Raw genomic sequence first — 21,241 nt, forward strand, 5'->3', positions numbered from 1 at the left:
AATCAGCATAACTCAATCCCGTTTAATAACTTTAGAAAGTTCCTTGATATGAATGAAATAACTAAAATTAACCCTGCTCTCAAAAGGAGCGGGGGTAAAAACAGCTACATGCTCATAATCTGCTAGTTATGGATTTAGGTTGACGGCTATGGGCCGAGTGCCCCTTTTTGGTTCGTTTCAGAATTTTGAAAGGTAAAACCACTCCACGTAAATGTCAGATTACCACAAAGGGATTTGTGCTCTGTGAGTCCAGGCACACTAGGATGTCCTTTGGATACGTCTATTTATCATTCGGTTCGGTTCAATTCAGTTCAGGTTTGGTAAACAGAATCCGGAGATCATCACCCTTATCCATTTTCAGAATTTAATTGGATGTTCTACCAAAACTATAATCTCCATTTCTCTTGATATCTGTCTATAAAATCATCGTCTACGCATAGACAGCGTCCAGTCACATCTTTCACCAGTTTTCGATGGTATGGATTTATATCGCATAACGGACTTAAAACATAAATGTCCGTTCGATTTTCAGTTGGGTGACCATCATTCATGTAATACTTTACCAACTCTGCTGCTAACAATACGCCAGCCAATGCTGATTGGAATGCCAATGGAGCGTCGACTTCAGTTATTTTATCGTCTGCATTAGATAGTGTCAAGATCGTACCTCCGCAAATAAAATCAGAGTAAAATTCGTCGAGTTTCTTTCCATTATATTGTTCAAGTTTTTCAGACGGAATCCCTTTCCTGTTTGCAATTTCCTGCAAAAGACTTACCGTATAATTCGGAATTACTTCGTTTACCGCTGCATTATAGTTATAATAGTCCTTTACTAGGTCAACCTTATCCGGGATACCACATTCTTCTGCAATTTCTTCAGTTCGGTTTTTTTTCTTTGAAGTAGGGATATACGAACAGGCAAGACACGGCTCATTTATAAAATCAAGGTGTCGCGATATTCCAATGACTCCATCTTCTGTAAATGCATTAAAGATAACCTGAGGTAAAGAGCTTTGAATTCCGATGCGGTCATTGGCATTATCAATGCCAACAGCAGCGCAATGGATATCCCAATTTCCTCTTTCTTCAATATAATCTTTCCATTCTCCTTTACATGTATGGACATCCAAATTGATCTGTTTGAAAAAAGTTTTGGCGACAAGTACTTTATCTTGTCCTTCATCTTCTTCTCTAAAAAGGACGTAACGTTGGAGGTTTGTTCTGCTAATTGTCTCGCTATCAATCAATGCAATTTCTCCACGAATTGCCTCAAGCCGTGCTAACGCCCATACTAAACCATTGCCAACGGCACCAACACCCGCGATTGTCAAATCATCTAGTATTATGTCTTTTAACGGAGGGTTATCACGTGAACCGAACTCTAATGAATATGATGAAAATTCAAATTCAAAATCTTTTTCATTATAAACGATGTAGTCAGAAAATAAGGTTCTAAACACATTGGAAGCTAAAATACATGCTGCTATTCCACTTCCAAATGGGTTTTCAGAGCTTCCAAATTCTTGAATATTCGAAACTGAATATTTGGCGATCCAGTTTTCTGATCCAAAATAAAATTTAGGTGACTTGTTTGTAATTTCCTTTTGTGTAGCGCCAGCGATAATTAGAATATCCTCACTTTCCGAATCTGGGACGATTTCTATGTTGCCGTTGATCCTCTTTGCTAGTTCAACGAGTTCTCGTTGTTTTGCCTGGTTTGTTCCAGACAGATCACTGATTCTTAATTTAGGATAAAATCTCGCTAACAATCTGATAATTAGATCAAGGCCGCAAGACCCTTCATGCGTTTCGACAGCGTTTATGTCGAACGCAAGGGTAACAATCTTGTTATTTATTATTTCCTCAAAAACAGAGGAATCAGTATTAAGCAGCCTGTTTAAAGCCAACAAATCTTTTGAGAAATACCTAGCTAATGCCATTTTTATTTAATCCTAAATAGTGAGTTAACATTTTTATTTGATAGCTTATTCCAGCTCTTATTTGAGGATAAACGATAGATAGCTGCTTCTTCAAGATCGATATCTCCGGAAGCAAAATTTGGGACTACAATCGAAATACCGCCAATCGTATCAACAATCGGAAACCGATCATCGGCTTCAGAGTGGTAAGCAACAGTTGGATGACTGTGAATTTGAGCTATCAACTGCATATTGTTTTCATATAGCCATATACTTAATCTACGTAGCTCGTCGCTGTCTACAGCGTACATAAGCCCCTGTTCCATAATATATCCAGTTTGACGTGGAATTATCGTTTCTTTCACTATAAATTTATTGTCATCCATATTTCCAGCGAATAAACAAATGCCTTCGACACCCTTTGATCCTGCATATCTTAAAAAATTATATGCGCGAGCTAACAATTCATTGGAGATTATAATTAACTCGATGTTTGAATATCCTTTCATTATGGCGCTTTGGTTTTATCGCTTACCAGTGGAAATTTATGAAATACGATTGAATGCCCATTTACATTTACAAGATAACCGACCAATGGTAAGGTTGCATGCTTTATTATCTTCTCAATTATATCTGTAAGTTTTCCTTCTCCTCTCGTTCTATACAACATCCATGAATCCCCTGAATGGTGAAAGTGTTGATGATATTCCCTTATGCCAGGTATGCAAAGGAAGGGAATATCATGGCCAACTAATAAAGATTGAGCATCCTGAGCTTCGTTATTCCATTGTAAGAATTGAACACCGACTTCATTATTACGTAATACTGCTTTAGTAAAGGGATTTATCACCCTCAGAGCAGGAGGCTCGAAATCCCAGTTTGAGTAATCGAGCTCTACCGAGAACAAGACGGGACTGGGTTTGATTTGAGGCGCAGTAAAAAGTAATCGCAACGTGAATCCTTGAATTTCAACCAAAAAGACACCGCGCTCGTTGTAGTTCTTTTCTAATGCAGTGAATTCATTAATCTCATTATTAAACTTATTTTTTGTAACCTCAATATCAACATATTGCTTAGTGCTACTATTCGCCACCTTTCCCTGATTTTAGACTAACCATTAATAATGCTCCATCAGTCAATCCAAGTTCTTCAACTTTTGAAGATATGTTAAGCATTGTCGTGTTGAATAGAACATCATAATCGGAAATTGGCCTTGTTGTTCCACTAGCTTCAAAAGCCTTTTCAACAGCAACACGGAGTGGTTGATTCAGGTTCACTTTTTCAATTTCTATCACAGGCTTTCCTGTAATAGAGAATTTTAGGGTAATCAAATTGTGTTGTTTTTTTTCTTCGTTCATGATCTTAAAAATTTTAAAGGATAGTTTTTGAATGTCAAAGACATAAAATTACCGAAACAAATTCAAAAAAAATACAGTTTAATAGCGGTTTTTTTGAAAGTTTTCAACATCAGGAAAGGTGAGAAAATTGTTAGATGCTCAAAGGGACATTTTTTGAAATTCTACGCTATAAAACGAAATTGAGTGACTGTCGGGTGAGTTGTGTCAGAATGAAGAAATTATACATGAATAGTTTTATCTTATATTTCAGAAAATCAATTAAATTTGTCTATATTTGTATTGTAATGTATTGATTATCAATCGAGACTATATCGAGACCTCAGGATTTAGGCGTTTGCGAAAATATTGATAATCAGCTGGGAACAGCGACAGGTTCAAATCCCAGCTGAGTCACCAAGTAAAAAGTCAAAAAGACTAAAAGCGCTTAAATCATAGATTTAGGTGCTTTTTTTATTTTGCGGCAGACACCAAAATATGCATGAAATCGCAAAATAAACGAGACTATATCGAGACTATCCGAAGAAAGATGATAATAACTTTTACTCCACCGGAAATTTAAACTGATCCATTTTTTATCTTAGTGGCAATATAGCGGACTAGCAATAAATTCAATATTCGATATTTGAAAAAGGAAAAAACGATAGAGAAAGCGAAAATATGGAGATCTATTTGAGATTTTAGTGGTAGAGAATCCAATTTTATCCCTTGTCAGGTATAAATAAAAAAACCCGCTTTTTTTAGCGGGTTTTTTTTCGTGAACCTGGCGAGACTCGAACTCACAACCTCCTCATCCGTAGTGAGGTGCTCTATCCAATTAAGCTACAGGTCCAGTGCAAAAGCGGTGCAAATATAACGTTTTTTAGAAATAAGAATCAAATTATTTCTGCTTTTTTTCTCATTTATATTTGTGCATTTTATCGTCGATTGTCACATCTTGCTGAAAAACAGTCTGAATCTTAATATAAGTCATTAATTTTTCTGTTCCATTTTTTTCAAGCTCTTGGTGAATGCGCTTCACCAAGTCCATTAATTCATCAAATTTACCTTCAATCACCGTTTCAAACGGACATACCTGATAGGTTAATCCAGACTCATGTATAAGGTGGATGGCTGTATCTACAAGTTCATAACTGTTTTTACCTTCAGCTTGAGGCAGCACCTGCAAAGCCATATTTACTTTATTCTTGTTCATCTTGATCATTGTTCTTTAAAAATTCATCTAATTCTTCAACTTTCAACCTTTTTACATTGGTGATAATGACATCTTCACTCAGGAAATTACCAAACTGGTTGCATTCGTCAATGAAAGATTTAAAAATGATATGCAAGTTTTCCTTTAAAGGAAATAAAAATACGGCCAATGCATATTGATCTTCAAAGCTTATTTCTTCCAACTCCCCTTCACTTTTCTGTAAAAAATACTCGAATTCACTTTTTACCAGCTTCTTTTGGGTGTCATTAAACGCCTGCCCCTCCCCCATGCGATGCATGGCTACGGAGTAACGAATATTTTTTCCTTTACCCCCGAGTCCGGTTGAAATAAAAACCTGCTGTTCGCCAAGCAAGGAACTTTGAATCACCATGCGGCTTTCCTGAAAGGCAAGAACCGCCCAATCTCTAATCTCCTTGGGGGCCTGTTTATAGAAAGCTTCGACAATGCGAAATGCTTCAACATCGTCAAAACCTGCCAGCTGAACTAACAATTGCTTTTTGTCCTCCAAGCTAACCTCATCGCTATACAAATCAGTCTTGGCTTTATCAATCAACGATTCATCAAACTCTGCATCACGTAATTCTTTGGCTTTGTCAAAATAGGTCATTTGCAAATTAATGTCGATTTGCTCCTCCAGGATATTGAAATCTTCGGGCAAAGCATTAATTGCGTCTTGTATGTGTTTTAAATGGTTTTCATCTTTCATATTAGTTCCTTCAGTTTACAAAGTTAAGCTAATGCAAAAATCATGCATGGCTTTTACTGTATTTCTCCAATCTTTTTTAAAAACTTAAATATCTTTGCAACTCTATTTTAATTTAAATCAAATTAGCATAAAGGGGATCCTGTGTGAGGCTTTCAGAGATAAAAAATAACGAAACAGTAATAATAACAAAAGTTCTGGGCCATGGTTCTTTCCGAAAAAGAATCACTGAAATGGGATTTGTAAAGGGCAAAGAAGTCAGAGTTGTAAAAAACACCCCCTTTAAAGGCCCCATTGAGTTTAAAATTCTGGATTACAATATTACCTTGCGTCGTTCTGAGGCTAACCTGATTGAGGTGGTGTCGTTTAACGAAGCGAAAGAAGTTATCAATGCTAATTATGAAGGAGTCATTGATAAGGAGATTTTGAAGAAATCGGCTAACGAAAAGGGCAAAATTATCAACATTGCCTTGGTAGGAAATCCAAATTGCGGAAAGACCACTCTTTTCAATTTTCTTTCGGGATCAAAAGAGCATGTTGGCAACTACAGTGGCGTAACCATCAGCGCTAAGAAAGCTTCATTCGAAAAAGAAGGCTATTTATTCAACCTGATTGACCTCCCGGGAACTTACTCTCTGACAGCCTATTCGCCCGAAGAAATATACGTGCGCAAATACATCTGGAAAGAAACACCGGATCTTGTTATCAACGTTCTCGATTCATCAAATCTGGAACGCAACCTGTTTTTAACGACCCAGCTCATTGATATGGACATCAAAGTAGTTTGCGCACTGAACATGTATGATGAGCTGTTGAAAAACAAAAGCATTTTCAATTACGAGAAAATGGGTGAAATGATGGGGATTCCTATCATTCCCACAATTAGCTCGAAAGGCAAAGGTATTGACGAGCTACTGAAAAAATCGATTGAAGTCTATGAAGATCGCGATCCGATTGTGCGGCATGTCCATATCAACTATGGGCAAGAAGTTGAGAAATCGATTCGCAGGATACGCGCTAAAATAAAGGAAAACAAACCCATTACCGACAAAATTTCCTCTCGTTTTTTAGCTTTAAAATTGCTGGAAAAAGATAATGAAACGTTTTTCAACCTGTCGCGTTATTCAAATTTCGACCAGATAAAAGCAATTACAAAAGAGGAGTCGCACCGGATTGAGACGCTTTTTAACGAAGACAGCGAAACGGTAATTACAGATGCCAAATATGGCTTTATATCAGGGGCACTAAAAGAGAATTTCAAACAGAAATTAAAAAAAGAAAAATCCAAATCAGAAAAGATTGACGGAGTTTTAACGCACCCGTTAATGGGCATGCCAATTTTTATTGTTCTCATCTTCGTTGCATTTTACAGCACATTTACGCTTGGCAGTTACCCCATGACCTGGATTGAAAATCTGGTAGGTGCACTGAGTGGTTTTGTATCGTCGCACATGGAAGACGGGATGTTGCACGATTTAATCACCAACGGAATCATTGATGGAACTGGAAGTGTATTGGTTTTTCTACCCAACATTCTGATCCTTTTCTTTTTTATTTCGATCATGGAAGACTCCGGCTACATGGCACGTGCTGCATTTATCATGGACAAAATCATGCACTTCTTTGGTCTCCACGGACGATCTTTTATCCCGATGGTGATGGGATTTGGATGTAATGTACCGGCAATTATGGCTACCCGCACATTACGCAGCCCAACCGACCGACTTTTAACCATGCTGATTATCCCATTTATGTCGTGCAGTGCCCGGCTTCCGGTTTATGTGTTGTTTATCTCAGCATTCTTCCCAAACAACCCGGGACTTGTATTAGTCGGAATCTATTTTACAGGCATATTTCTTGCTTTCCTGATTGCCCAATTATTCAATAAAACCATTTTTAAAAGTAAGGAAACTCCATTTGTTTTAGAATTACCCCCATACCGGATCCCAACAGCACGAAATGTATTGATACACATGTGGGATAAAACCTGGCAATACCTGAAAAAAATTGGTGGTGTAATCTTGATTGGAGTAATTATTATCTGGGCATTGGGCTATTTCCCCCGCCAAACCGATGCAACAAAACAAATTGCTACTCAAATTGAACAACGTCAAACAAATCAGGAAACGCAAGCTCAGCAAAAGACAATTCATCAGCTTGAATTAAAGCAAGAAGCAACACGTTTGCAGAATTCCTACCTGGGAAGAATCGGTCAATTTATTGAGCCGGCAATGCGCCCTCTAGGCTTCGACTGGAAAATGAGTGTGAGCTTACTAGCTGGATTGCCCGCCAAAGAAATTGTTGTCAGCACCATGGGCGTTCTATACCAGGTCGAGAATGACCAGGAAGTTAGCTTAACCAAGAAACTTCAGCAGGAACGTTATACAACAGGTCCAAAAAAAGGACAGCTCATCATTTCTGTTCCGGTGGCTCTGGCGTTTTTAATTTTTATTTTGGTGTATTTCCCTTGTATAGGAGTAATTGCAGCTATTCGAAATGAATCAGGCAAACTATTCTGGGCCATATTTACGATGTTCTACACCACAGCCTTAGCCTGGGTTCTATCGTTTCTCGTATTGCACATATCCCGGTTTTTCTTCTAATCGAAAACATTTCCGGCATCCAATTCCTTATTGAAATCAGCATGGTACAGGAAATTATTACATACTCAATTTTGGCTATTACTTTAGGGCTTGTTGTTTGGAAAATCTACCAACTGATGAGTTCGCTAAAAAAGCAAAGGAACTCAACATCAGACGAGGGCAAATGTGGCATTTGCACCACAAGCTGCAGCTTAAAAGAGCTAAAAAGCAACCCTGACTGCCCTCCCGGTCAGGCAACGTAAATTGGTTATAGTGTCTTAAATTTGTTGATCGTAGTAATTGGGTCGTCAGTTTTAAAAATAAAACTTCCTGAAACAAGCACATCCGCTCCGGCCTCATAAAGATTACGTCCTGTTTCAAAGTTCACACCACCGTCTACCTCAATCAAACACTTTGGATTTTTAACCATGATAAGCTCTTTTAACTCACGAATTTTTTGGTAGGTATTTTTAATAAATGTTTGTCCTCCAAAACCCGGGTTTACTGACATAATGAGCACCATATCCAGATCATGAATAATATCGTCGAGTAAATGAACGGGGGTGTGCGGATTTAAACATACACTTGCTTTCATTCCTTCATTTTTAATTGAACTAACGGTTCGATGCAAATGAGGACACGTTTCGTAATGCACCGTCAATATGGAAGCTCCGGCTTTACGAAATGGAACAATAAAATGATCAGGATTCGTAATCATTAAGTGCACATCCAGTGGTTTCTTTGCCACTTCAGCAACCTTTTCTACAACAGGGATTCCAAATGAAATATTCGGAACAAAAACTCCATCCATAATATCGCAATGAATATAGTCAGCATTACTGCTATTAATCATTTCAATATCTCTACCTAATTTGGAAAAGTCAGCAGCTAAGATCGAAGGGGCGACAAGTTGTGTGCTCATATGCTATATCTTTTTACACAAAGGTAGGTTTTCTCCTCGTTTATGAAAATTGATTTTTGGGGTTGAAATTTAGTTTTACTGTCCCAGATAAGCTTTCAGCAAGCGATTTCGATAGTTGTTTTTCAACCGTTTAATTGACTTTTCTTTAATCTGTCGAACTCGCTCACGAGTAAGGCTAAAAATATCTCCTATTTCTTCCAGCGTATGTTGCCGATAGCCATTCAACCCAAAATAATATTTTAAAATTTCGGCTTCTCGTTCGCCTAAGGTTAACAACGTCCGTTCAATTTCCTTTTTCAATGAGTTATCGAGCAGGCTGTTATCCGGGCTGGGAGACTCGTCATTCAGCATCACATCGTAAAGATTATTGCCATCCTCATCACGCATTGGAGCATCCATTGAAACATGATGACTAGACACTTTCATAGCATTCTCCACAACTCCTGCAGTTGTTTCCAATACTTTAGCCACTTCCTCCGCCGTGGGTTCCCGCTGATACTCTTGCTCCAACTTCGAAAATGCGCGGTTAATCTTATTAATCGATCCAATTTTATTTAAAGGCAGACGGACTATCCGGGCTTGCTCGGCAAGTGCTTGCAATATCGACTGGCGAATCCACCACACCGCATACGAAATAAATTTAAACCCACGGGTTTCGTCAAAGCGTTCGGCAGCTTTAATCAAGCCCAAATTCCCTTCATTAATCAAATCAGGAAGACTCAATCCTTGATTCTGGTATTGTTTCGAAACTGAAACGACAAAACGAAGATTCGCTTTTATTAATTTTTCTAACGCGGCGCGATCACCTTTCCGAATACGTTTAGCAAGTTCAACTTCCTTCTCGGCAGTTAGCAGTTCAACTTTGCCAATCTCGTGCAGATACTTATCAAGAGATAAGGTTTCTCTGTTGGTAACTTGCTTTGTAATTTTAAGTTGTCTCATGGGAGCTGAGTATTATAAAAACACCAATCAAGGAAAATCGTCCTCGCTTAATTTACGGAAGTGAAAATAGTTAATTCAGATGATTTATTACAATTCTACACATTTATTTCATGAGTTAAACGAAATTCGTTATGAATAGGCTGTTTTTCTATATGAATGAACAAAAAGCAATGGTTTTGGTTTTGGATCGAATTTGCAAATTATTAAAATATTCATAGAAATTAAACGCTTTTTTTGGGTAATAGTTTCATATTACTTATAATTGCAGAATATAACGACATTTTAACGTTGTCCGACTATTTTTACCCAAAGGCATTTTATTACTTTTCTCCTCCAGACATTGAATAGATGTAATTAATTTCAAAATATATGTATGACATTATTGAATTAAGCAAAAAGTTGGTTCCCGAATTAAAGGAAATCGGTAAAGAGCTTAACATTAAGAAAGTAGAATCCTACAAAAAACAAGACCTGATTTATAAAATACTAGATACTCAGGCAATTATTGCTTCTGAAAAAAAATCAGAACCATCAAAAAAAGAAAAAGGGTCTAGAAGTAAAGCCAATACCGGCACCCCTACAAAGCAAGACAATAAAGACTCTCAGAATCAAGATAGTAATGAAAATCCAGAGCCTAAAAAGCGCAAACGTGCAACGGTTGTAAAGGCGTCCTCATTCTTTGACAAGTCGAAGAAAACAGGCGATCAAGGAAAACCACCCACAGACTCTCAACCTGACATTGCCAAGGATAAGACAATAGAAGTCAAGAAAGATAAACATCAGCAGTCTAAGCCTACGGTTGTTAAAAAAATAGATAAATCTCAGGATCAAGGTGCAAAGGAACATAAAAAAGCTCCTGACACACAACAACAACCACAGCAACGGAAACCCAAACAATCCAAATGGGACAATAACCAACCGCATGGTAAGAGTAAACATGGAAATTCCGGGACGGATAAATCATATGAATTTGAAGGTATTATTACCAATTCCGGCGTTCTGGAGATTATGCCTGATGGTTATGGTTTCCTGCGCTCATCTGACTATAATTATCTGAACTCTCCGGACGATACCTATGTTTCTCAATCTCAGATCAAACTATTTGGCTTAAAAACCGGAGATACAGTAACCGGAACAATTCGCCCTCCGAAAGAAGGTGAAAAATATTTTCCGCTTATCAAAGTAGTCGAAATCAATGGAAGAACTCCTGATTACATTAGAGATCGTGTTCCATTCGACCATTTGACTCCGCTTTTCCCTACTGAGAAATTCAATATCACTGGAAATGGACACGACAATATCTCAACACGGGTTGTCGATTTATTTGCTCCAATAGGAAAAGGACAGCGTGGTTTAATTGTGGCTCAACCCAAAACGGGTAAAACCATGTTATTAAAAGAAATTGCCAACGCAATTGCCGCTAACCATCCGGAAGTATTCATGATCGTATTATTGATTGATGAGCGCCCGGAAGAAGTTACCGACATGTCACGAAGCGTGAACGGAGAGGTAATCGCTTCAACTTTTGACGAACCAGCCGACCGCCATGTTCGTGTAGCCGGGATGGTCTTGGAGAAAGCCAAACGAATGGTTGAATGTGGTCATGATGTGGTCATTTTACTTGACTCAATTACCCGTCTTGCTCGTGCGTACAACACGGTTGCGCCAGCTTCAGGTAAAGTATTGTCGGGTGGTGTTGATGCAAATGCCCTGCACAAACCGAAACGCTTTTTTGGAGCGGCCCGAAATATTGAAGAAGGAGGTTCATTAACCATTCTTTCGACAGCATTGACCGAAACCGGATCTAAAATGGATGACGTTATCTTTGAAGAATTTAAAGGAACAGGTAACATGGAACTGCAACTCGACCGCAGATTGTCGAACAAACGCATCTTCCCAGCTGTGGATATTGTTTCTTCAAGTACACGCCGCGAAGACGTGCTAATGTCTAAAGGAATGATGGATAAAATATGGATCTTGCGTAACTATCTGGCTGATATGAACTCATTGGAAGCAATGGATTTTATTAAAACGCGTCTGATGCGCACAGATTCGATTGAAGAATTCTTGATTTCGATGAATAGCGAATGATCAATAAAAGAAATTCATAGAAAAGGGCTTTACAATTTGTGAAGCCCTTTTTTTATGACGCAATTGCATACAATTTCATACTTCATATTTTCCAGATCTTTAAAGTAAACAGCGTAATAGTTTTCACCATACTCCGGGTGTATTTGGGGTCCGGAAACAATGACAGCCCCAATCCTTTGTAAGTCCGAATAAGCCTGATCAACTTCGGCTCGCGATTCAGCCTTAAAAGCTAAATGATGCAACGCTCCGGGCTTCCTGCGATGTACCGGGTCGTTTTTAAAGGCCTCTCTCGGCGAAGTAATTGCAAAAGCCAATTGTTCATGCGTATACTCAACGACATGAAATTCGTGCTCTTCGATAAATGCACTCACCTTATTCGTGATATCAAAACCGATTATTGGCAAAAATTTATCGTAAAACTTCTCAGCTACTTTTAGATCCTTGACGGTAATTTGAATGTGGTCGATTACGGGTTGCATCTGAATGGTCTTTCAATGATTTAACTTTATATAGAGCCTCAATCGCCAAATTACAAAACTTATCAGAATTATGTTTAAAATTGTTTCAATTTAGATTGGTTTTAAAAGAGAATGATATCAACCCGTTTAATAAAAATACAAAGTTCGGAATGACTTTACCACAACAAAAAAGCCGCTCTCCTTTCGGAAAGCGGCTTTTTATTATTTTGTAGTAAGAATTACTTTTTGTATACTTTTTTGTATCCGTAGATAGCAGCAGCACCCAATTGCTCTTCAATACGAAGCAGTTGGTTGTATTTTGCCATACGATCCGAACGGCTCAATGAACCTGTTTTGATTTGTCCTGAGTTAGTCGCTACAGCGATGTCAGCAATCGTAGAGTCTTCAGTTTCACCTGAACGGTGAGAAGTTACTGAAGTATAACCTGCACGGTGTGCCATTTCAATAGCATCCAATGTTTCAGTTAATGTACCAATTTGATTTACTTTAATCAGGATTGAGTTAGCAGCTCCCAATTCGATACCTTTTTGCAGGTATTCAACGTTAGTTACGAACAAGTCGTCACCAACCAATTGGCATTTGTCGCCTAATTCAGCGTTCAAAGCAACCCAACCGTCCCAGTCACCTTCGTCCATTCCGTCTTCGATTGAATCGATCGGGAATTTAGAAACCAATTCAGCCAAGTAAGCAGCTTGTTCTTCTGAATTACGTTTTGCACCGTCTTTTCCTTCGAATTTGCTATAGTCATAAACGCCGTCGCTGAAGAATTCAGAAGCAGCGCAGTCTAATGCGATAGAAACATCACCACCATCTTCGGCACGTCCTGGTTTGTATCCGGCGTTTTTAATTGCTTCGATGATTGAGTTCAAGGCATCTTCAGTTCCGTCCAAAGCTGGAGCAAAACCACCTTCGTCACCAACAGCAGTGCTCAAGTTACGTTTTGACAATACTTTTTTCAAGCTGTGGAAAATCTCAGCACCCATACGCAATCCTTCACGGAAAGAAGGAGCACCAATTGGGCGGATCATGAATTCCTGAAAAGCGATAGGAGCATCAGAGTGAGATCCTCCGTTAATGATGTTCATCATTGGAACAGGCAATGTTTTTGCATTGGCTCCACCGATGTAACGATATAATGGAAGGTCAAGTGCATTAGCAGCAGCTTTGGCAACGGCTAAAGAAACACCCAACATCGCGTTAGCACCTAATTTTGATTTTGTTTTGGTACCGTCAAGCTCCAACAATTTGCTATCAAGAGCAACTTGGTTAGAAGCATCCATACCAATAATTTCTTTGGCGATTGCGTTGTTTACGTTCTCTACAGCTTTTAAAACTCCTTTTCCAAGGTAACGGCCTTTATCGCCATCACGCAATTCAAGAGCTTCATTTTCACCTGTTGAAGCACCAGAAGGAACAGCAGCCAAACCAATAGCTCCACATTCCAAAGTGATTTCAACTTCCACTGTAGGATTACCGCGAGAATCTAAAATTTCTCTACCAACGACGTTATTAATTAACATGATTTATGGTTTTGAATTAAACTTAGTAATTTATCTTAATACACTGATTTTGAAAAACTTTCAAAAACCGATCGCAAATATACGAAATCCCCCTGAAAATCATAAGCACAACAGCAAAGGGATAACCTAAATTTAACCACGGGAGAAACGTCGTTAAATCAATTAAAAGAAACGCCTAATAAGCACGATTAGAAGCTATTATTTACGAGCTGAAAAATACAGCTTAGCCAATAAGCTTATTCGACAAACCCTAAAACAGATGTGCTAAAAGTTGACCAATTAGTTTATTTATTTTGAATGAATTATCGAAACACGTAAACCGTTCTAGCCCTTTTTAAAATGACTATATTTTTCTCCCGACTTGTATTCTACCACATCCACATCCTGAATGGTCACCAATGCTCCCTTTTTCGAATCACCAATTAATTCACTTACCTGCTTTGAAAACGCACCAATTTTACTCTTTTCATCTACAATCTCTACAACAATGGGGAGGTGACTGGACAACGCAAATATTTTCATGGTATGAATGGAATGACTTGCACCAAATGATAAAATCCCTCGATGAACAGTTGCTCCGGCCAATCCAGCATTCCTGGCTTCTTTGACAATTTCCTCGTACAATGGTGATGATCCAATCTTATCTGATTCGGAAATGTAAATTTTTAAAACACTTGCTTTTCCTTTCATGATGTAGCTTTATTAAACGTTAAAATTCATCTTTAAATACACAACCACAAAAACACCTCTCACTCTTGTATCTACTCATTTATGTTATACTGGTTCGGATTGAAACATGTTACCACCCCAAATAAGCATAGAGCATTTCCCAATTAAACAACAAATTTCCGAAGCCCTTGTTATAAAATAAAACAGCTATATTTTTTTAAAACCAGAAAGAGTACGCCATCATGAAATATGAATTTGATAAAAAATATACCGCCGGCTCCAGCTATTCCACCACTCGGATAGCGGCCTTTACATCGGGTGACGACAGCAGTACCCGGATGATTTTGCAATCATTTGTAGCTTCAACAAAACAAAATCTGGCCAATTTAAAACTATACCATGATCGGGAAAATCACCGGATGTTGTCGAATGTAGCTCATAAAATGCTACCGCTTTTTAAAAGTCTTGAGGTGAATGAGCTCATCCCTATTTTGGAGCTAATGGAAGAAAAGAAACTTGCACCCGAAGAGTGGAACAGCAAAACGCTAGAACTCATTCAAAAAGTAGAACAGCTAATTGCCACCATTCGAAAAGACTACGACATTGAGTAAAGGAAATTAGGTTTTATCTTTTTCAGGAAGCTCAATCTGGTAAGCCTTAATTTTATTGTACAAGGTTTTCCGATCAACCTTCAGCAATCGTGCAGCTTGGCTTTTATTATAATTTGCCGCTTCCAGCGCCCGGCGAATAACCTGGTGTTCATTTTCTTTGCGATACAGGGCGAATTGGTCACTTTCCGGCCCGATATACAATTCATCTGGAATTTCCTTCAGGGTAATTTGCTTACCATGAGCCAACAAGGTTGCTCGTTTGACTATATTTTTCATCTCTCGCAAGTTACCCGGCCAACCGTAATTCATGAACACCTCTTCCATACTTTTGTCAAAGCCCTCAACAGCTTTTTCTAGATAGTGATTTGCTTGCTCCAAAAAGTAATGCGCAAAAAGCATAATATCTTGCTTTCGTTCTCGCAAGGGGGGCACATTAATCTGAAATTCGTTCAACCGATGATAAAGGTCTTCGCGGAAATCTCCGCTCTCTTGCGCACCGGTCAGATTTTCGTTGGTTGCAGCAATAATCCGAACATCCACTATTACGTCCTTATTGCTTCCAACGGGTTTTACCTTTCGCTCTTGCAATACCCGTAATAACTGAATTTGCGTGTTATACGGAAGATTTCCTACTTCATCTAAAAATAAGGTTCCTCCACTGGCGGCTTCAAAACTTCCTACTTTATCGCCAATCGCGCCGGTAAATGATCCTTTTACATGCCCAAAAAACTCGCTGGCAACCAACTCTTTGGGAATCGCGCCACAATCAATCGCCACAAAAGGTTTGTCAGAACGTTTGCTCTTATTGTGAATCAATCGGGCAACGTATTCTTTCCCGGTACCACTTTCCCCGGTAATAAGCACCGACATGGGAGTGGGTGCCACCAATTCAATATGTTGATTTAACTTTCGTGATGGACGGCTGACTCCTTCTTTATAATCAGATGTCTTTCCCCTTTTGCTTTCGTTGACCGACGTGGCTGTTTCATTTTTTGAAGCCTGTAATGCCTCTTTTATAACGTTCAACACTTCATCCGGATTCAAAGGCTTGGGGATATAATTAAATGCTCCTTTTTTGATTGACTCAATAGCGGTGGCGATATCAGCATAACCTGTCATCATGATAATCTGGGAAGCGGGTGCCTGATTTTTGATTAACCGAATCAGATCCATTCCACTCATATCCGGCATCCGAAGATCAGTCATGACAATGTCAAACTCTTTTTCCTGAATAATCCGTTTGGCTTCAATGGGGGAAAAAACAGTTGTTACGCGATACTTATTCTTTTCTAGCAAAGTTTGCAACATTAAACAAAAAGTAACATCGTCGTCTATAATTAGAATGTTTATCATATGGGTTAAAACACGATCGTATTAATATTCTTTGGTTGATTAAAAATAACGTTGAACTATCTCTGATAGTATAAGTTTTCTGGTGAGAAAAAGTTTAATAGAAAACCTCTATCAGTCAGAATCTAATCTTCGTGATAGAGGTTAAGACACTTATTTTATAGCATCCAAGCAATTCTTATGTTTTATTAAAGTGATGAGCCTTACTCCATTGGGGCTGCCTGCTCGTCTTTTTTAATCTTCAGGAATTCACCCTGTTCGTTGAAAAAGATAGCAAGTTTTTCACTTCCGTTTTCAAGTTTCACTTTAAAACTACCATCGGTACCTTTAAAAGCTTCAGAAATTGTGTAGTCAGCATACCCTTCAGAAATTGATTTGCTTACCGCTTCGGGCAAATCTTCCTTATCTATTTTCTCATATTTCACGTCCTGCTGAGCAACGATTTTAGCTTTCACTGCATTTCCAGCTAAAACACTTGCGGCTGGCACACTAATTCCCATAATTGCTACTGCGGCTGTAATTATCATTCCTTTTTTCATAACTTTTTAATTTTAATATTTAAATAATTTGTAATAATTAACTCTACCCCCTCCCTTATAGAGATAAGTGTGCCACAAAGTATACTCGAGCCAACAACAACGCATAAACAACTAAAAAACAACAGATTACTAACAATTTTAAACACGTCAAGTGGGTCAAAGAACAAAATTAGCAGATGGGGATTACCCGTGTAATTGTAGAAACTTTCTACATAATTAAACCCTGCTAACATTAAAAAAGAACCTGGCTTTAAACCACAAATTGAAATTGAAAGGAAAAGAATTAACTATAGATGAAACGAATAGCAACAATTCCTAAATAGACTGCCCCCGTTCCTACAATCACGTTCAAACTGATATTCCCTAAAAGTTGAAGCAAGTTATTTTCAGCAAGCATAGAAAGGTTGTTATAAGCAAAGGCAGAGAATGTTGTAAAACCACCACAAAACCCGACTGCCATAAACAAACGCCATTCAGGAGTGAGTAAATTTCCGCGTTCATAAAAAGCATACACCAATCCAATAAGAAAGCATCCGGCTACATTTGCAAACAAAGTTCCCCAAGGAAATGAGCTATGCAAATACCGTTCAACCAAAAGCTCTGTCAGGTAACGTCCAACACTGCCCAAAAATCCGCCTGTGCCTACAATGAAAATGGTTTTTAACATTGATTTTTTTATAATTTTCAGGTGAAATGAATACCTTCCGTCCAAATTAATAATTATAATCGACTTTTTTCGCAAGCTAAGTCGAATTTCAGAAATGCTCTATGCAAAAAACAACACAATATTTAGTCGTCATATTAACCTTGCTTTATCCGGTTATAAGTATCGCCCAGCAAAAAGAATGGTCGTTGAAAGATGAAATAACCCTCTGGAAAAACAACGATTACCTGAAACATGCCGGAATTGGCATTTACCTTCAAAATGCTGAAACGGGAGAAATTCTAGCCGAAACCAATCCGCAACTAAGCCTCGTTCCCGGATCAACATTAAAACTATTAACAACGGCAACGGCAATAGAAATGATAGGGGCTGGTTATCGGTTTGAAACAAAACTCTGCTACACCGGTGAAGTAAAGAATGACACTTTATTTGGAAACTTGATTGTTGTCGGAGGCGCGGATCCCGCTTTGGGATCAAAATATTTTAAAGAACATTACTTCAAAAAACACTTTCTTGATGAATGGACTTCGGCCGTAAAAAAGCAAAATATTAAACATGTAACCGGCAACTTAATAACCGATGCGACTATTTTTGAAGAACAGATGATTCCGAACACCTGGATTTGGGAAGATCTCGGGAATTACTATGGTGCCGGTGCCAGTGGACTTTCTGTATATGATAATATGTATCAAATCCATTTTTCATCACCAGCCGTGGCCGGAGAACTAACGACATTAAAATACACCAAACCCTTTATCCCCGATTTGAAATTCATCAACCAAGTCAAATCATCAACGATCAATCGCGATCAGGCTTATGTATTTGGAGCACCAATGATTAACCAGCGAACAATCCGCGGAACCATTCCCAAAGGACGGGAAGACTTTTTTATAAAAGCCTCGGTTCCAAACCCACCCTATTTGCTGGCTTGGGATTTTAGAAACCGATTATCAGACGCACAGATAACAATTGGTGGTTTAATTGAAAGTCAGCAAAGCAATTTGAAAGACTCATCAACTCACCTGATTGCAAAAACAACATCGCCCCCATTGATCGACATCATTCGGGTAACCAATCACGAAAGTGTAAATTTATTTGCCGAACACCTACTGAAATATTTAGCGTATATGATCCACGGGCAAGGTTCAACAAAAAAAGGAATTGATGTCATAACTGACTTTTGGGAAAAACGAGGCATCGATATGGATGGCCTGTTCATGGCCGACGGAAGTGGCTTGTCACACTTCAACTGCCTAACCGCCAAACAAATGGTTCAAGCTATGTATTACATGAAAACCCAAAGTCCCGAAGGTAAAAACTGGTTCAGCTCCCTTCCATATGTTCCCAATGGCACACTTTATTACTTCAACCCAATGAATTTTACCGGCAAAACGCTGCGAGCTAAAAGTGGCAGCATGACCCGAGTCAGGTGTTATGCAGGAGAGCTGATTACCCATAATAAACAGCCGATTCTATTCGCCATCTTTTTAAATAATTTCAATTGTAAACAATCGCAAGCCATCAAACTCATTGAAGATTTATTGGTGACTATTTCTAAAAACTAGCTCGCACACAATCTTTATTCTTTGTAAAGAAGAAAAGCCCAGCGGTATAATTTTCAAACTACTCCCAACAATTTTGCTATTTTTGCTGTTACAAATAGCGGAATTAAACTAGTCTATGTTCGAAAAACAAATATATCTCGAAGGCATTGATCCTCTGGAGTTTTACGGTGTAAACAACACCAAAATTGATCAGATCAAAACGTATTTCCCAAAACTGAATATTGTCAGTCGCGGCAATCAATTAATTATTCAGGGTGATGAGAAAGAAAGTGAAGCTTTTGAAAAGAAGTTTCAGCTACTACTTGATCACTATCACCAATTTAATGTGCTGAGCGTTGATACAATTGAACAGGTCATGAATAATGATCTGAACCAACTTGAGACAGGAATTGATAGAGAAGTTTTACTTCATGGTAATAGTGGGAAACCCATCCGGGCAAAAACACCAAACCAACGCGTGTTGGTAGAAGAAAGCAAAACATCGGACCTGGTTTTTGCCATTGGCCCTGCCGGAACGGGGAAAACCTACACCGCAATTGCATTGGCCGTCCGCGCACTGAAGAATCGCGAAATAAAGCGGATTATTCTGAGTCGCCCTGCCGTGGAAGCCGGCGAACGTTTAGGTTTTTTACCCGGTGATTTAAAGGAAAAAATTGATCCGTATTTACAACCCCTGTACGACGCTTTGCAAGACATGATCCCGGCAAAAAAGCTGGAGGAATTCATGAAAGACGGCATCATCCAAATTGCTCCACTGGCCTTTATGCGTGGTCGCACATTGAGCGATGCCTATGTGATTTTGGATGAAGCTCAAAACACCACCCTCAACCAGCTCAAAATGTTTTTAACCAGAATGGGAATGAATGCAAAATTCATTATCACCGGCGACGAAACACAAATCGATTTGCCATCGGTTCATCAATCAGGCCTGGTTCAGGCAAAAAAGATACTGCGAAATATTAAAGATATTTCTTTTGTACAATTTGACACCCGCGATATTGTCAGACACCGATTGGTACGCGACATTGTCAATGCCTACGACCAGCATTATCAAAAAGAACTAGCAAGAAAAGAAGAATTCAAAAAAGATAAAAACAACAGGAAATGACGCAAGCATTAACAAAAACTGATTTTAACTTTCCCAAGCAAAAAAGTGTATACCACGGAAAAGTCAGAGATGTTTATAATATCGACGACGAGTATTTAGTCATGATCGTATCTGATCGTATTTCAGCCTTCGATGTGGTTTTACCTGAAGGAATTCCGTTCAAAGGTCAGGTACTAAATCAGATCGCCGAGAAATTTTTGGATGCGACATCAGACATTGTTCCCAACTGGAAGATTGCAACTCCTGATCCGAATGTGACTGTTGGGCACCATTGCGAACCTTTTAAAGTAGAAATGGTGATTCGTGGCTACCTGACCGGGCATGCCTGGCGCGAATACCGCGATGGCAAACGCACATTGTGTGGAGTACCAATGCCGGCAGGAATGATTGAAAACCAAAAGTTTGCTGAACCAATTTTGACCCCAACCACCAAAGCCGACGAAGGCCACGACGAAGATATTTCGCGCGAAGACATCATTGAGCAAGGATTAGTGAATAAAGAGGAGTACGAACTACTTGAAGATTATACCCGTAAATTGTTCCAACGCGGTACTGAGATCGCCGCCGAAAAGGGATTAATTTTGGTTGACACCAAATATGAATTTGGTAAAAAAGATGGCACAATCTACTTGATTGACGAAATTCACACGCCAGATTCGAGTCGCTATTTTTACGCTGAAGGTTACGAAGAACGCCAGCAAAAAGGTGAAAAACAAAAGCAACTTTCAAAAGAATTTGTGCGCCAGTGGCTGATTGAAAATGGCTTTCAGGGAAAAGACGGACAGCAAATTCCTGAGATGGATGCAGCTTTTGTCAATTCGGTGTCGGAACGATACATTGAGCTATTTGAAAAAATCACAGGCGACAACTTCCAAAAATCAGACGTTGATGCGATTCAAACTCGCATTAAAAAGAATGTAACTGATTTTCTATCTGACCTATAATCAAAACACATACATAAAAAAACATCCGAAGCTTCCACTTCGGATGTTTTTTTATCCAATCA

The 21,241-nt window shown here is 38.8% G+C and carries 20 protein-coding genes and 1 tRNA gene; 6 read left to right on the forward strand and 15 right to left on the reverse strand.

What is annotated here, in order from left to right; all coding sequences use genetic code 11:
- Window positions 1-386: 386 nt before the first annotated feature.
- The 7 genes from ACTB00_RS05110 to ACTB00_RS05140 form a co-directional block, all read right to left on the reverse strand.
- Window positions 387-1,940 carry an E2 ligase fold family C protein gene (locus ACTB00_RS05110; protein ID WP_463298858.1) on the reverse strand — a complete coding sequence of 518 codons (1,554 nt, stop codon included), beginning with the start codon at window positions 1,938-1,940 and terminating at the stop codon, window positions 387-389.
- Window positions 1,941-1,942: 2 nt separating this feature from the next.
- Window positions 1,943-2,428, reverse strand: a complete 486-nt coding sequence (locus tag ACTB00_RS05115; RefSeq protein WP_463298859.1) for a Mov34/MPN/PAD-1 family protein — start codon at window positions 2,426-2,428, stop codon at window positions 1,943-1,945.
- Entirely contained in the window at window positions 2,428-3,012 is a 585-nt protein-coding gene (locus ACTB00_RS05120; protein WP_463298860.1) for a putative metal-binding protein, read from the reverse strand. Before ACTB00_RS05120 ends, ACTB00_RS05115 begins: the two co-directional genes overlap by 1 nt.
- Complete coding sequence (locus ACTB00_RS05125) at window positions 3,002-3,277, reverse strand: DUF2604 domain-containing protein (RefSeq protein WP_463298861.1); 276 nt, start codon at window positions 3,275-3,277, stop codon at window positions 3,002-3,004. The genes ACTB00_RS05120 and ACTB00_RS05125 overlap by 11 nt, the downstream gene beginning before the upstream one ends.
- 755 nt (window positions 3,278-4,032) lie before the next feature.
- A tRNA-Arg gene (locus tag ACTB00_RS05130) sits at window positions 4,033-4,106 on the reverse strand.
- Window positions 4,107-4,172: 66 nt separating this feature from the next.
- A complete protein-coding gene (locus tag ACTB00_RS05135; RefSeq protein ID WP_463298862.1) occupies window positions 4,173-4,469 on the reverse strand; it encodes a thiamine-binding protein in 297 nt (98 codons plus the stop codon).
- Window positions 4,456-5,196, reverse strand: coding sequence for a hypothetical protein (locus ACTB00_RS05140; RefSeq protein WP_463298863.1), 741 nt, complete (start codon window positions 5,194-5,196; stop codon window positions 4,456-4,458). The genes ACTB00_RS05135 and ACTB00_RS05140 overlap by 14 nt, the downstream gene beginning before the upstream one ends.
- Window positions 5,197-5,339: 143 nt before the next feature.
- Here ACTB00_RS05140 and feoB point away from each other — a divergent pair, with 143 nt between their 5' ends.
- Window positions 5,340-7,796 carry a ferrous iron transport protein B gene (feoB, locus tag ACTB00_RS05145; protein WP_463298864.1) on the forward strand — a complete coding sequence of 819 codons (2,457 nt, stop codon included), beginning with the start codon at window positions 5,340-5,342 and terminating at the stop codon, window positions 7,794-7,796.
- A gap of 247 nt (window positions 7,797-8,043) precedes the next feature.
- Here the strand turns inward: feoB and rpe are convergent, their stop codons facing one another.
- Window positions 8,044-8,697: a ribulose-phosphate 3-epimerase gene (gene rpe / locus ACTB00_RS05150; RefSeq protein ID WP_463298865.1), complete on the reverse strand. Its 654-nt coding sequence runs from the start codon at window positions 8,695-8,697 to the stop codon at window positions 8,044-8,046.
- A 75-nt stretch (window positions 8,698-8,772) separates the two neighbouring features.
- Window positions 8,773-9,639, reverse strand: a complete 867-nt coding sequence (locus ACTB00_RS05155) for a sigma-70 family RNA polymerase sigma factor (protein WP_463298866.1) — start codon at window positions 9,637-9,639, stop codon at window positions 8,773-8,775.
- Window positions 9,640-10,008: 369 nt separating this feature from the next.
- Between ACTB00_RS05155 and rho the strand changes: the two genes are divergently transcribed.
- Entirely contained in the window at window positions 10,009-11,730 is a 1,722-nt protein-coding gene (gene rho / locus ACTB00_RS05160) for a transcription termination factor Rho (RefSeq protein WP_463298867.1), read from the forward strand.
- 29 nt (window positions 11,731-11,759) lie between these two features.
- Here the strand turns inward: rho and ACTB00_RS05165 are convergent, their stop codons facing one another.
- From ACTB00_RS05165 to ACTB00_RS05175, 3 genes are all read right to left on the reverse strand, one after another.
- A complete protein-coding gene (locus ACTB00_RS05165; protein WP_463298868.1) occupies window positions 11,760-12,209 on the reverse strand; it encodes a VOC family protein in 450 nt (149 codons plus the stop codon).
- Between the two features lie 218 nt (window positions 12,210-12,427).
- Window positions 12,428-13,729 (reverse strand): phosphopyruvate hydratase, encoded by a 1,302-nt coding sequence (gene eno, locus ACTB00_RS05170; protein ID WP_463298869.1) that lies wholly within the window; start codon window positions 13,727-13,729, stop codon window positions 12,428-12,430.
- 324 nt (window positions 13,730-14,053) lie between these two features.
- A complete protein-coding gene (locus ACTB00_RS05175; protein WP_463298870.1) occupies window positions 14,054-14,419 on the reverse strand; it encodes a DUF190 domain-containing protein in 366 nt (121 codons plus the stop codon).
- Window positions 14,420-14,640: 221 nt separating this feature from the next.
- On the opposite strand from ACTB00_RS05175, the gene ACTB00_RS05180 reads away from it, so the two are divergent.
- Window positions 14,641-15,009: a hypothetical protein gene (locus ACTB00_RS05180; protein ID WP_463298871.1), complete on the forward strand. Its 369-nt coding sequence runs from the start codon at window positions 14,641-14,643 to the stop codon at window positions 15,007-15,009.
- Window positions 15,010-15,015: 6 nt separating this feature from the next.
- Here the strand turns inward: ACTB00_RS05180 and ACTB00_RS05185 are convergent, their stop codons facing one another.
- The 3 genes from ACTB00_RS05185 to crcB all read right to left on the reverse strand — a co-directional run bounded on the left by ACTB00_RS05185 (window position 15,016) and on the right by crcB (window position 17,565).
- The gene (locus ACTB00_RS05185; protein WP_463298872.1) at window positions 15,016-16,362 is read right to left on the reverse strand and encodes a sigma-54-dependent transcriptional regulator; all 1,347 of its coding nucleotides are present in this window, start codon (window positions 16,360-16,362) and stop codon (window positions 15,016-15,018) included.
- A gap of 200 nt (window positions 16,363-16,562) precedes the next feature.
- Entirely contained in the window at window positions 16,563-16,898 is a 336-nt protein-coding gene (locus ACTB00_RS05190) for a hypothetical protein (protein WP_463298873.1), read from the reverse strand.
- A gap of 283 nt (window positions 16,899-17,181) precedes the next feature.
- The gene (gene crcB, locus ACTB00_RS05195) at window positions 17,182-17,565 is read right to left on the reverse strand and encodes a fluoride efflux transporter CrcB (protein WP_463298874.1); all 384 of its coding nucleotides are present in this window, start codon (window positions 17,563-17,565) and stop codon (window positions 17,182-17,184) included.
- A gap of 101 nt (window positions 17,566-17,666) precedes the next feature.
- Here crcB and dacB point away from each other — a divergent pair, with 101 nt between their 5' ends.
- From dacB to ACTB00_RS05210, 3 genes are all read left to right on the forward strand, one after another.
- Window positions 17,667-19,127 carry a D-alanyl-D-alanine carboxypeptidase/D-alanyl-D-alanine endopeptidase gene (gene dacB / locus ACTB00_RS05200; protein WP_463298875.1) on the forward strand — a complete coding sequence of 487 codons (1,461 nt, stop codon included), beginning with the start codon at window positions 17,667-17,669 and terminating at the stop codon, window positions 19,125-19,127.
- A 115-nt stretch (window positions 19,128-19,242) separates the two neighbouring features.
- A complete protein-coding gene (locus ACTB00_RS05205; protein ID WP_463298876.1) occupies window positions 19,243-20,235 on the forward strand; it encodes a PhoH family protein in 993 nt (330 codons plus the stop codon).
- Window positions 20,232-21,179 (forward strand): phosphoribosylaminoimidazolesuccinocarboxamide synthase, encoded by a 948-nt coding sequence (locus ACTB00_RS05210; protein WP_463298877.1) that lies wholly within the window; start codon window positions 20,232-20,234, stop codon window positions 21,177-21,179. Before ACTB00_RS05205 ends, ACTB00_RS05210 begins: the two co-directional genes overlap by 4 nt.
- The last annotated feature ends 62 nt before the right edge of the window (window positions 21,180-21,241 follow it).

This window comes from Sunxiuqinia sp., from assembly GCF_055140945.1.